At 56.9% G+C, this 12,805-nt stretch carries 8 protein-coding genes; 5 read left to right on the forward strand and 3 right to left on the reverse strand.

The features are described from left to right. The first annotated feature begins 295 nt into the window (after positions 1 to 295). The 3 genes from VG146_14990 to VG146_15000 all read left to right on the forward strand — a co-directional run bounded on the left by VG146_14990 (position 296) and on the right by VG146_15000 (position 3,351). Positions 296 to 520, forward strand: coding sequence for a hypothetical protein (locus VG146_14990; GenBank protein ID HEV2393656.1), 225 nt, complete (start codon positions 296 to 298; stop codon positions 518 to 520). Continuing rightward, positions 517 to 1,815, forward strand: a complete 1,299-nt coding sequence (locus tag VG146_14995; protein ID HEV2393657.1) for a hypothetical protein — start codon at positions 517 to 519, stop codon at positions 1,813 to 1,815. Before VG146_14990 ends, VG146_14995 begins: the two co-directional genes overlap by 4 nt. Before the next feature lie 462 nt (positions 1,816 to 2,277). Further along, complete coding sequence (locus VG146_15000; GenBank protein HEV2393658.1) at positions 2,278 to 3,351, forward strand: hypothetical protein; 1,074 nt, start codon at positions 2,278 to 2,280, stop codon at positions 3,349 to 3,351. A gap of 95 nt (positions 3,352 to 3,446) precedes the next feature. Here VG146_15000 and VG146_15005 read toward each other — a convergent pair whose 3' ends face one another. From VG146_15005 to VG146_15015, 3 genes are all read right to left on the reverse strand, one after another. Continuing rightward, positions 3,447 to 3,896: an arsenate reductase ArsC gene (locus VG146_15005; protein HEV2393659.1), complete on the reverse strand. Its 450-nt coding sequence runs from the start codon at positions 3,894 to 3,896 to the stop codon at positions 3,447 to 3,449. 11 nt (positions 3,897 to 3,907) lie between these two features. Next, positions 3,908 to 8,188, reverse strand: a complete 4,281-nt coding sequence (locus VG146_15010; protein HEV2393660.1) for a filamentous hemagglutinin N-terminal domain-containing protein — start codon at positions 8,186 to 8,188, stop codon at positions 3,908 to 3,910. Between the two features lie 114 nt (positions 8,189 to 8,302). Continuing rightward, a complete protein-coding gene (locus tag VG146_15015; GenBank protein HEV2393661.1) occupies positions 8,303 to 10,552 on the reverse strand; it encodes a POTRA domain-containing protein in 2,250 nt (749 codons plus the stop codon). Between the two features lie 670 nt (positions 10,553 to 11,222). On the opposite strand from VG146_15015, the gene VG146_15020 reads away from it, so the two are divergent. Together VG146_15020 and VG146_15025 are read left to right on the forward strand one after the other, a co-directional pair. After that, positions 11,223 to 12,089 (forward strand): helix-turn-helix transcriptional regulator, encoded by an 867-nt coding sequence (locus tag VG146_15020; protein HEV2393662.1) that lies wholly within the window; start codon positions 11,223 to 11,225, stop codon positions 12,087 to 12,089. 139 nt (positions 12,090 to 12,228) lie between these two features. Further along, on the forward strand, positions 12,229 to 12,804 hold the full coding sequence (locus VG146_15025) for a DUF488 domain-containing protein (GenBank protein HEV2393663.1): 576 nt from the start codon (positions 12,229 to 12,231) through the stop codon (positions 12,802 to 12,804). Position 12,805 lies beyond the last annotated feature (1 nt).

Genomic DNA, 12,805 nt, shown 5'->3' on the forward strand with positions numbered 1-12,805 from the left:
TCCTCCCCCTTTTAGCTTTTCTCCTGTTACCTTTTCGCGTCGAACTCTCCTTCGCTTTGGTCCGTCTGTGAATTAGCGCTTCAACGCACTGTGGATTAACAACTTACACAACAACCAAACACGTCTTAAAAGCAACAGGCCGTGTCCTATCTCAGGACGTGCAATATGCATCGAAGCCGTAGAGTCATCCTCGTTGGGCCACGGGTCGCCGGGCTTTCAAAAGAGAGAGTAAAAAGAACAAGAACAGAAAGTTGAGCAGTTAGTAACACAGCACAGCAACCAAATCTCAAAACGTATGGACAAAATCACAAGAGCTGCATTAGCACCGGCGGGGGTAGCCTTGAGCATCTTGACTGCCCAGGCGCAATCCAATCCCAATCCGAATGATATCGTTCTTGGCTTCACTTCAGGAACATCAGCCAACGACTACGTTGTCGATCTGGGCCAGATCACCGCAGGATCGGGCTCATTGGACCTCAGTTCATCCATCTCATCGACAGCAAAAATTGAATCGATATGAATCGTAAATCATTGTTTATCACTGTTCTGCTCGCTGCGGGTTTCATAACCGCTGCCAGCGCGCAGCACGTTGTTTATGTCACAGGCTCCACTGCCTTCCGGGCCACCGTTTTCACCGCTGCGACTGCGACAAGCGATATCTTCGACGCACCGGCGACCGTCCTGCCGACAGGGGCTGGGAGCGGGTCTGGGAACATCATCTATAAGGGCAACATTGGTGGCGTCGCTTACGAACTGGTCTGCGGCTGGAGCGGTTCGGAAGCAGGCATCGCGAATGTGGCGGGCAAGACCTCGCTGGCCAACGTAAAAGTGCCAAAGAACTGGAATGGCTATGCCGGCCAAACCACCGGCGGCACTGGACCGACGGACCCATTTCAGAACATGCCTGGTGTTCCCTACACATTCCTCGATCCCGCCGGTAACGGGACAACATTCGAGGCCACTCCCCGGACTGCGGACCTTGCCTTTGCTGATACCTCCCGGGCCGGTTCATTGACCCCTGACCCGAGTCTCACCCATGAGTACGGCCAAGTGGCTGTAGTCACGTTCGCCTGGGATAAAGGCTATGAGAGCACTCCGGACTCCTCGTGGAACAACCTGCACAACGTGACGCTGCCGGAGCTTCAATACGCCGTTGCCAGCGCTGTCAGTGCCTCGTTTTTTACGGGCGATTCGGCTGATGGCGATGCAGTCTTGCTGATTGGCCGCAACAAAGGATCGGGCACTCACCAGAACACCTTCATCGACGTTGGCACCTACCCTGCCCCCTCCAGTCAGTGGGCTGCTTACTCAAGTTACCAGGGGACTTCTCCGAACCTTCAACTGAAGTTTACGGGCTCGCCCCATGCCTCAGTGGCCGCAGCGATCACAGCCAATTCCTCCGATCAACCCGGCAACACCCCCAGTGGTGATGGGTTTGACTCGGGTAGCGGTGTGGCAGGCAATATGGGATTGGATTGGGCGAACACAGGCTACGTCGCTTTGGGCTACATGGGCGTCAGCGACGCGTTGGGCGCTGAAGCCAATGGCGCTGTCCGTTTGACCCTCAACGGCGTTTCTTACAGCGTTGGGGCGGTCACGCTAGGTCTCTATCCGTATTTCGGCTATGAGCACATTTACGGCCAACCCAGCCCCAGCGGAGACGCCAACACCGTCGAAAGCCATTTGGCGAGCGGGATTAATACCTACCTCGTCGGGGTATTTAACGCAGCGGACACCACTGCGGGTGGTATCGCGTTGAGCGAGATGGTCGCTAATCGGCCAGGCTTCAGTGACTTCGGCTATCCGACCCAATAAGCTTTGGCTTAGGCTTGTTTTCGGTCACAATCGCCAGCGCGGGATTTGCCCCGCGCTGGCCTCTTGCTATGAAGAAGTGGCTGGCTTGTTCGATAGCGGCGAACATGGCTTTCTGCCTTGTCGGTATTCACTTGACGATTTTCTCTTCATCGAACTGCAAAAGTTGGCAGGACGCTCAAGTGGCTGCAAGTTACAATTCCCGGACGAATGGTCGCAAAGCGAACGGCGATTGTTACGGTTTATCGATAATCAAAGGACGCTTTGACAGCACTCACGTCGTTTCCTATGCATCCACTTCATTTAAAACTAGTTGCAATTCCCCATTACAAAGTCCGTTTGCGTATGGCCTGTGTCCTATCTCAGGCCGTCACACCATTGCATTTGGGTTACCTTACGAAAGCTTATCGGCAAACTGAACTGTAACAAAGCGCAAAAACAAGGACATGGAAGGTACGTATTAACATGAAGAAGAACTATAGAAAACTTCGTAGCCTGTCGAGCTTGGTGGTTCTGGTGGCTATTCTCGCTCGGGGCGATGGAGCAAATGCACAGGTATTTGGCATCTATACCGGGGACCTGGTGGCCACTTTTCGAAAGACAGGAACCCACCAAGGGACGTACGAGATGGTGGCCAACATAGGGAATATAACGAATTTCCTGGCAATGGCGCAGGGTTCGAGTCTGAACATCACCTCCTATAACCCCGCCCAATTGTCTCAGGCTTTTCCGGACGGGTATGCCGATCTCCAGTGGGGTGTGTTCGCGACTTTCCCGCAAGCGTCCTCCTGGATTACCCCGTTAGGGTCTTTTCCGCAAGCAACCCTGTGGTTCACGCTGGCGACTGCCGACGCGAACTCATCGACTAACCCGCCGATTCGAGAATCGGTGAGTGCCAATGCGCCGACGAGGCAGGATATCCTTGGGATTGAGAATGGGGCATCTATCGTCAGTACGGAAACGGCCACGAACCAGACCCTCCTGGTTACCGTCCAGATTGAACTGGCCAGTGACATGCAGAACAGCGTCACCGCCTTCATCGGTTCCAAGACCGACCCGTCATTCGGAGACTTCAACGGCTACACGTATTATCTCTCTTTTGAGGGTTTAACTCCCGACACTTTTTCTGCGCCCGGTCGCTGCGATCTGTTCCAGGCATGCCCAACCAGCAAACTAGGGGTAGTTAACAAGGACCCGATTACCGGACAAACCAACGGGCCGGCGTACCGGGTCGGATTCTTTCTGCTGAACCCGGATGGGACCATGAAATTTACGCGACAGTCTGCGAGTTCTATAGGTAATCCTCCACCGCCTCCGCCGTTATTGTCTGCAGTGCGCCTGGATACGGCCACGACTATCTCGCTGACGACAACAAACGGGGCAACCTACACGCTGTATTTTACGAATAGCGCCGGGTTGGGTTCGCCTGTGACGAACTGGCCGTCTTTGCCCGGGACGATAACCGGAGATGGCACCGTCCAGTCGTTTATCGACAGTTCAACGGACGCGGAGCGATTTTATAGTGTGGTTGCGCATTAAAACGCCAAACAATTTGAGGACACACGTTACGAGGTCAGATTGCCTCGCTTGCCCTGGTTGCGGGCCTCTGTTCTGTTATCTCCTGTTAAACTGAATTAACAGCAGGCCACGGTATCGACGAGGCACGCTTCCTTGCACCACTCGTTTATCTTGCTCCGGATCATATCGCGAATTTGACGGACGCGAGCCAATTTTTCCTCGTGGGTCCCCGAGAGGGCCGAAGGGTCAGGGAAGCTCCAATGGAGGCGATTGGTGACGCCCGGGAAAATGGGGCATCGTTCGGCGCTGGCCTGGTCGCAGACGGTTATCACGCAGGCAAATAATTGTCCTGATTTGAATACATCAAAGACGCTCTTGGTGGCGTTTTTGGAGATGTCAATGCCGGATTCCTGCATTGCTTCTACTACCAGGGGATTGAGAGTACCGGGCTCCAACCCGGCGCTGTGGGCCTCGAAACATTGTGAGCAATCGTGGTTAAGCCATGCCTCGGCCATTTGGCTGCGTGCGCTGTTGTGGATGCAGACGAAGAGGACTCTCTTTTTCATGGCATTCATTATCAGGAACCGGACGGCAGGATGACGGTGACCCGGCCAACGCGCCTGACCAGGGCGGGTTGTTTGCCTTTTTTCTTTTTGTCATCATCCTGGGTATCGTTGCTGGCGACTTGCTGTTGGGTGTCAGCGTTGGCCTGCTGAGCGGCGCTCTGGCTGGCGGCGGTCCCGCTGGCCGAGGCGCCCAGTGTCGATTGCGCCTGACCCCCGCCAACCGAAACGTTTTGCGAAAGCAGCGCGGCGGAAACGCCTTGGCCGCCAGAAGCACTAACACCTGTCACACCCACAATGGTGCCCGAAATCGTTCCGCCTGCGGACAAGTTGGCCGTCCCTCCTGAGAGCACTGTCCCACTGAAACTTTGGGCCGCATTGATCGTGCTGTTCTGACGGGAGATGACCAGGCCAGTGATGTTGCCATTGGCATCGGCATTGACGGTGCCGCCTATCACACCAGATTCGCCCAGATTGATATTGCCTTTATGACCGGGTGAGCCGGCCGAAGGGCGTGTGCCGGCAATAAGGGTGACGGTAGGCCCTGCAGAAACGTTTCCATTCAGAGCCTCTTGCAGGATGCCACCTAGGCTCGCATTGATATCGCCATTTGGAGTCTTGATGGTGATGTTGCCTGGTTGCGCAGCGCTGCCTGATACTTGGGAAGGGTCCACAAGGGTATTGGCCACAATGCCGCTTCCAAAAACCTGTTCGGCATAATAGCCGGCTTTGCCGGTGACCGGATTGACGTAGGACGTCAGCATCGTCGAGTATGATGTCCCACCATTGCCCGCGTCCACGTTTCCTTGCAGCGATTCGACGGTGATGTTCCCTCCATTATAGGCGGCGATCCGGGAACCATCCACATTCACATCACCAAAAGCAGTCACATTGACATTGCCTCTGCCGGTAGTGAAAACACCAAATCCTACGTCCCGGTTTACTGGGGCCAACAGTGTCTGGGAACCCAAATCCAACGTGCCAGAGGTGCTGGTCAGATCGAGGTTTCCCCCTCCCAGAGACGCTATTGTTGAGGTAATCATGTTGAGATCATTGTCCACCGTCACGCTCAGGTCGGCTCCTGATTTGGTCACCGAGGCGAGGTTAGCATAGTGGGTGGAACTGCCCTGCACATCGTGGACGCCAACACTGAATATGCCCAGGGCGTTCCCTAATGAGATCGACCCGGCTTGGATGTTAAAATGACCAGGACCGCCAACGCGAAGTCCCGGTTGAGGGTTCGCAGGATTCGGATTTCCCAGGCTCGAAGTGTAGAGAGTCGAGAGCGAACCCGCATCCGCCCATTGAATCGGGTCTGTTACAAAATAGCGCTTTCCATCAGCGCCAACCCGGGTCTCTGGAAAGCCGTCCGGGCCGTAGCGCAATGCGACCAGGGGGTGGGTCAACCGATTCAGGATAGTTGAGTTGAACCCCGATCCCCCAAAACCCAACTGCCGCGTAGCCGGATTATAGACAAATCCTGGGTCGCTGAATCCCTGGCTATTGGCGGGAAAAGCGGCGGCGTTGCCGAGAGCGTAGGAGGCCAACTGGCTCGGGAGAACGTAGGAAGGTATTTTTAGATTGGCGACAGCACTTGGCAGAAGCGCGACGCTAAAGAGAGTGTCCCAGATTTGGGAGGTGTTTGGCGGTAGATCATAAAGAGGGAGAGAAGGAATAGCCCGGTTCAAAACAACAAAAGAGTAAGCGCTCCGATAGTCGATTTGGCCCGCAACGGTGATAGAGGTAATATCATTGGGGTGCAGGTTTTCGCCGGCAAAACTCGAGTCGTCCATGTTGCCACCCACTTTGATTTGAGTCGCCTTGGTTGTCGTGAGACCGAAATTCTGGATGTTGCCCGATATGTCCACTATTACGGGAGCAGGGTTGTTGACCTCGAGCGGGGCGGCGCCGTGGTCGTCCGCGCCGAATTGACCTGCGGCGGTCCAACTGTGGCGGACGCTATCCGACATGATCAGTTGGGGAAGACTCGATTGGCCGGAGGGATTGGTCGTTAGGCTGCCGCCGTCTTTGGTCTGAATATCGAGGTTGCCATAGGCGGAGGGGAAGAGAATGACAGTATCTTCCAGGACAATGCCGCCGGAACCCGCTGACATCTTGAGGCTGGGTGGAAACAGGATGGGCACTGCCGCGGATACGAATGGGCGCGGGACGCTGGCACAAGTAAGGTCAATTCCAATTCCGGCTTCGAGGTCCACGGAGGCCTGTGGGTCATAGCCAAAGAGATGGGCGCCTGGGGACCTGTTGATGGCATCAAAGACGCCGTTGGGGTTGCGCACCTCCTGCAAATTGATGCTGCCATTGGGCGCGTTTACGGTCCAACTGCCCTTCACCAGACTGAGAGCAATATTCCCACTGGGCGCCCTGGCGGCCCCGGCATTCCCGTTCAGAGCCGTGATGGCGCCTACCCCATTGGCCAGGACGTAATGCCCAATCACGTTGCGCCCTGCGACGATGGTGACATTACCGGGCTCGGGCCCGAAGGCCCCGGAACCGTAATCGGACACCACCGAGTTGCCGGTACCATTGACTGGGATCGCGCTGATGACGTCGCGGCCGGCCTGGATGCTCACATTGCCGCCTTCAGCAGTGCTGATCCCGCCAAGCAGATCGTTGGCGTTAAGCCCCTCGGCGGGGCTGTAATAGGGCGCAGAGTGAGAATAGTCATACCCGCTGGGGTTGTTTCCAGCGTTCACATCCCCGTACAAGGCATTGACGGCGATATTCCCGCCGCCCAGAGTCCGGATTCCGTTATTTGCCACGGCGCCGGCGGTCCCGCTCGCCACGATGATCTCATTACCGGCCCAAAGGTTAATATTGCCGTCCAGCGTCTGGACTTGGCCGCTCCCTTTCAGGTAGATGCCGTCGAGGCCGGCCTTTGCGTTGGCGGCGGATGTAAGTTCCGTCCCGGCCTTCATTGTAACGCTCCAGTTTTTCCATGCCTGAATGCCCGCGCCATTATCGATGGTTATGTTCCGGGCGGCCTCCAGGGTAAGCATTGCATTGGGAGTCGGGCTGTCAGGCAGCGTCCATAAAGTGGCAATTTCGATGTTCTGCGCGGCCTGCAAGGTGATCTGGGACAAGCTGCTTGCGAAAGAATTGACGTTCAAGGTGAGCGTGCCGGCGGCGGGCGGGTCCGAAGGGCCCACCGAACCCGAGGAAGGAGCGGTGCTGCCTGAATCCGACAAAACGATATTCATTGGGTCCAAGACAAGCTTCCCGCCGACAAACCCGGACCCGGCCTGGCCATTGATGCTGGCTTCGAGCGCGCTCATTTGGGGGGCGGAGACCTCGACCTGGCCGCCGTTGCCGCCCTGCGCGCCACCGGAGATATCGATGACGGAACCGGATTGATCGGAATAGCTGCCCGATGACTTGATGGTCACATTGCCACCAGGGCTGTTCCCTTGCGAATCGCCCTTGGCGGAAATCACCGCATTTGGCCCGAGGTCGATAGCCTCACTTGCGACCAATTCGATGGCGCCGTTGACTTCACGGACCGAGTTGGCCTGGACAATGCCTCCCTCATTCACGACCTGGGCATGAATCTCAATGCTGCCGGCGTCCGCGACCAGTTTTCCGGAATTATCAACCGAACCCTCGGGAAGGGTCACGCGGGCGCTCAATCCCCGGCCATCGGGCCGCGTGGAAATGAGGACGTCTTTGCCGGCGTACAGGCCGATGTCGCCTCCCGGAGCGGTAATCGAGCCGTGGTTATCGATATCATGGGCGAGCACGAAGACCGACCCGCCTTTGTCGGTGCTAATCTGGCCATAATTGACGATGCTGGCGGTAGGGGGCGGGGCATTGAAATCCCAGGGGCCGGCCTCGGAGAGATCAGGCATGGGGATTGGGGCGGTGGTCATCAGCAAGCCATGGGCGGTAATCGATGCCTTGCCGCCGATATAAAAGCCGGACGAATTCTGCAGCACGACGTACCCGTTGGCGTTCAGGTTGCCCAGGATTTGGGACGGGTTCGGGTCGTGAATCTGGTTCCACACCAGCGATGAGGTCGAGGGCTGGATGAAGGTGGTGGTTTCTCCCAGCCCGATATTAAAGCTTTGCCAGTTGATGAACGCCCGGTCCGAGGTGCGGATTGTGAACTGCGAGCCCTGGGAGTTGAAGGTGGCCCTGCCCTGGCTCACGGTGCCGCCGGCGGGGTTGGCTGCGGCAGGAAAGGCGCACGCCAGGAACAAAACCGCGAGTTTAACCCAGAGGCGCAAAGACGCAAAGCCGCGGAGAGGCAGGGCCGCATCAGAATGAAAGCAATTGCTCATAACATTTCCAGGAGACGCAGTTTAGCCCATCCACCCAGGCCGCAAAACGCTTTCATTGTGATTTTCTGGTGACATTGCGTCTCCGCGCCTCTGCGTTGAAGAATTTTCCATTCATTAAAACTGTCCCACCAGCGCAAAGTTGAACCTCGGCTGCAATGCCTCGGTTGTGCCGGCACTCAGCAGAGGCAGGGAAAAGAGGAGGCGCGCTTCCCAATGTGTTCCCAGGGAAAAGACGCCGCCAAAACCGGCGCCCCAAAGGGGAATGCGTGATTTGGCGCCCTGGGGGTCGAGCAGGTAAGCCTCGGCATAATCCATATAGACCGCGCCGCGCACAGTAAGGGGCGCTTTGCTGTAAGCCAAGCCAATGACGTGCGGGGGCGTTTTTTGTTCGAGGGTGATGTGCCAGCCGGTATCGCCGAATATCTCGCCTTCGCGGTAGCCGCGCACGCTGTTGACACCGCCAACGCCGAAACGCTCGACACTGACCAAGGGTTCGCTGGCCCATTGGCCATCCGCGCGGGCGGTCAGGACCCAGTTTGTATAGACAATGAAATCGCGCGAGATGCTGGGAGTGAAGGCGACCCAGTGACCTGAGGATTGAGTTGAACCGGTAGCCGCATGGAGATTGCTCGACGACCCGGAATACCAGGTGTTCATACTGAATCCGAGGCCGATGAAGGTTGTGCCGCCGCTGTCGCGCATGCTGGCGTCGTAACGCAATGAAAAAGGCAGGTAATTCAAAGGCGTATAGGTGGTGGGCACCGGCGAGGCGACCGTGCTAATGACGGGCGGGTTTGTGGTGCCGTTCGCGTTGACCGTAATTTCGGTAAACGAAAAATTATTTGTTTTGGTGCTGAGCAGGGAATAGGTTTTGAAATCCAATCCCGGCGAGAGCGTCGAGCGAAATTGTTCTGTTCCCTGGCCCGGCTCGCTCCAGCGCACGCCGATGTCCTCGTTGAGCGTGATGTCCTCCTGAACGTCCTGGCGGCTAACCTGGCGCACCCCCGGCACGTTGTAGAGGAGTTCGCTTTGGAGCGTTTCCAAACCGGTATCGATCGTCGCGCGGCTGGCGTAGAAGTTTAGCTCGGAACGGCCCGAAGGGGGAGGCAGTTGGAACTTCCGGGTGGCCTCGTTATAGCCGAAGTTGCCCGGCTGGCTGGCGATGACATCCGCGATGGCCTCCGGGTTGCCCAGAGGCATCCGGTAAAAGGCGCTGTAATTGGCCACCAGCGGCGTGTCATACCAATTCCATTGGTTGCCTGCCTTGTCTTGTTCGGGAGAAAAGCTGTATTGAACGCCAAAAGAATGCTCGTATCCCCAAAGGTTGTCGTACTCGGCGGATGAATTGAGGCGCAGCTCGGGTGTGCCGGGAGAACTCTGGTTATTGAACTCGATCTTGGCGTGCAGCGGCAGGCGGTCCTTGACCTGCAGCACCAGCTCCGTCGTGTTCGGCTCTTCGCCCGGCTGGACTTGCGGGTAGATTTGCCTGTCCCGATTGGCATTGGCGCGGTCCACTTCGGCCTGAAACACCGGGCCGCTGAGGATGGTGTTGGCGTGCAAGCCCGGCAGGTTGCGCATGACGTTGTTCGAGCTGAAAAAGCGATTGCCGGTAACGACGATATCGGACAGGCGGCCTTCGAACACGCGTATTTTAACCATGTCATTGGTGATTCGCTGCTGAGGAATCGTAACGCTCACGGTCGGAAATCCACGATCGCGGTATTCCATTTGCAAGTCTGAGGCCGCCTTTAAGATGTCCGAGATACTCACATTGGTGCCGGTGTACTTGCTGAGGACTCGCGTGAGTGCTTCGGTCGTGAGGAGGGTGTCGCCTAGGATTTGGTAATGCCGTACTGTGAAATGCGGCCCGGTATTGGTTTGTGTGTTGGAGGCAGTGCCGGCCGCCGTCGTGGTCTTTTCGGGGGGAATTTTTTGCGAGGCGGCATGTTCATTTAGAGTATAGCGCTTTCCGGAGACGAGAATCTGGGGAACGCTGCCGCGAAAAACATTCATGGTCACAACGCCATTGGTAATGTTCCCGAACGCGACGGCGACACTGACTGCGGGCTTTCCTTGCTTTGCGTACTGCGCTTGCAGCGCTGCTGCGGCCTGGGCTATCTCGCTTAAACCAACCTCCGGGCCGGTGTATTTGCAGAAAGCCGAAGTCACGAGATTTGTGGCGATGGAAGGCTCGCCCCAGACCTGATAGACCCGCACATTAAAGCGCGGTTCGGCCTTGGTGGCAGAAAGTGAAGGGGCGTTTGTGACAGCCGGCGGCGGGCCGGGGTGGTTTGGCTCAGCGGAGAATAGCGTGGTGATGGGAATGGCGCGCCACCAAAGGCAAAGAGCAAACCGTCTCAGCATTCGCCCGCTTGAACTCATGTCAAAAGGCTGGCGGAACACTGGCCCGCATGGGGATTTGCCGCAACCAAGGAGACAGAATGATGGCGGGACAGAATCATTGGGAATTCACTCATAAACCCGCTTCGTATGACTCTGTCCTGCATGATTATTCTGTCCAATGTCTTCACGGTTCGCATCCTGAGAGTTAGTCGCATTTTGGCGGGCCAACCTAAGAGCCTGAAAGGGCGGGCGTGTGTCACCCGTGTTACGTTTCTGTCACGGGACCCCGCCGCCACCAGCGAGTCTCGGCGACGGCTCCGATTGCGTTCCATGACGATGGGCCGCAGGGAGAATCGGATTCTCAAGGGGTTGGGTCAGAATCGCATGGCCTCTCCGCGCGAGCGCGCGCAGTTTCGAAGTTTCGAAAGTGATTTTAACGGGTGGGGGTCGTTGCCATTTCGTTGCCCTTCCGTCATGTGTTCGCCATCTCCCCATTCTAGGGTTTCGGCCTGCACAACACCTGCCGGCTTTACAGCAAGGTGGCTGTCGGCTGTGGGGTGATTGTTCGAGCCCAGGCGATGGTGCTTATTAGGCACTTAACGGCTCAGATCGAACCGGTCGATCTGTCTCTGCAGAGCCTTTGGAAAGCTTTATATGGCTGTAAATTATTTAACAATAACTGATAGAGCTTATGAAAGCGAATGATTCGATGGGTCAGCAGTTGGTCCTGACAGAGATCGTTCTCGTGCCGGGCGGCGAATGGTCCCCCCGGGTTTCCGGATGGTGTTTTATCAGGATGAGACGAGGTATTGGATATTGGATGGATTCGCGGAACAATCACGAAATGATCGCCGGGACGGTGCTGGTCGTATCGCCGCGGGCCAAGGGAACAATCCGTTCGAGCCAGTTAGGCGAGGCAGTATGCCAATATTTTATCGTCGTCCCTGAGAGGCTGCCCGGTCTTATGACGCTTGGTGAACAGAGGGTCCTCGATGCGGCCGGACGCATCGAAGCCGCCATGGCGCGTGTTTTCCCGCCTGTGGACCTGGCCGCCGAAACGTTCAAGAAACTTTGCGAGAACCCGGGAGACGCTTCCCTGCGTGTCCGGGTGTGGATGCTGGAGCTGTTTGCCCAAGCCCTCGAAAATGAGCTCAACGCGAAGGGCGCCGAACCGGAACCGGACAACGGCGCCAAAGGGCGCCTCGAGGAGGTGCTGAGGCAAATGCCCGCCGAGGACATGCTGGACTTGAGTTTTAGCGAACTCGTGGCGCGGGTGGGGTGCTGTCCGCGGCACACGGCCCGGCTTTTCCAGAAGACAGTAGGCGTTTCCTTCCGAGAGAAGCAAGCCGAGGTGCGGCTGTGGCGAGCGCGTGAATTACTGGCGACGACAGAATCGAAGGTAGTGGATGTGGCCTTCGAGAGCGGATACCAATCGCTGAGTTTGTTCAATCTGATGTTCAAGAAGCGTTTTGGCATCAGCCCAAGCCAATGGCGCCAGCGGGAAAACGGGAAAAAGAACGGCGCACGGCAGCGCTCCTTAACCATTGTCATGGCGTAAGGCGCAAGATGCGTACGCCGGCTATCAGCCTGGGCGCGCCCGCGCTCGGGGAGCCGCAAACGCCACCCGTTCGGTGCCGCTTCAGGTTTAATTTGTCTTCCGCCGGTGCTGGAATATTCTTTGAGATGAGAGGGTTGATATGAACAAAACAAAGGCCAGCGCCTCTAGCAGGCCATCAAGAGCAACGAAAACCTCGCCGGTCATTCTGACAGTCGGGCATTCAACTCACTCGATGGAGGAATTCGTGCGCCTGCTACAGGCGCATGGCGTAACACGGGTCGCGGATGTGCGCACCATCCCGCGCTCACGGCACAATCCCCAGTTCAATGGGGATTCAATGCCTGAATCTCTGAAGGAGGCTGGCATAGGCTATATCCATCTGCCTGGCCTGGGCGGATTGCGGCGCGCCAATCGCGCCTCGTTTAATACGGGTTGGCGCAACGGCTCCTTCCGCGGCTTTGCCGATTACATGCAAACTACGGAATTCAAAGTTGCCCTCCAAGAACTGATCAAGCTGGCCAAGCAGGGTCAAATTGCGCTGATGTGCGCTGAAGCGGTGCCTTGGCGGTGCCATCGTTCGCTCATTGCGGATGCGCTGCTGGTGAGGGGCTTCCACGCCGAACACATCATGAACACCAAAAATCGCAAGCCCCACACCTTAACGCCCTTTGCCAAAGTCCGGGGCATGGGTCTCACTTATCCATCAGATGCTTGAT

The sequence above is a fragment of the Verrucomicrobiia bacterium genome (assembly GCA_035946615.1).
Classification (GTDB): domain Bacteria; phylum Verrucomicrobiota; class Verrucomicrobiia; order Limisphaerales; family UBA8199; genus DASYZB01.

Excerpts from the sequence above, each read along its gene's own strand:
- VG146_14990 (HEV2393656.1), top strand. The coding sequence starts at position 296 with ATGGACAAAATCACAAGAGCTGCATTAGCACCGGCGGGGGTAGCCTTG.
- VG146_14995 (HEV2393657.1), top strand. The coding sequence starts at position 517 with ATGAATCGTAAATCATTGTTTATCACTGTTCTGCTCGCTGCGGGTTTC.
- VG146_15000 (HEV2393658.1), top strand. The coding sequence starts at position 2,278 with ATGAAGAAGAACTATAGAAAACTTCGTAGCCTGTCGAGCTTGGTGGTT.
- VG146_15005 (HEV2393659.1), bottom strand. The coding sequence starts at position 3,896 with ATGAAAAAGAGAGTCCTCTTCGTCTGCATCCACAACAGCGCACGCAGC.
- VG146_15010 (HEV2393660.1), bottom strand. The coding sequence starts at position 8,188 with ATGAGCAATTGCTTTCATTCTGATGCGGCCCTGCCTCTCCGCGGCTTT.
- VG146_15015 (HEV2393661.1), bottom strand. The coding sequence starts at position 10,552 with ATGCTGAGACGGTTTGCTCTTTGCCTTTGGTGGCGCGCCATTCCCATC.
- VG146_15020 (HEV2393662.1), top strand. The coding sequence starts at position 11,223 with ATGAAAGCGAATGATTCGATGGGTCAGCAGTTGGTCCTGACAGAGATC.
- VG146_15025 (HEV2393663.1), top strand. The coding sequence starts at position 12,229 with ATGAACAAAACAAAGGCCAGCGCCTCTAGCAGGCCATCAAGAGCAACG.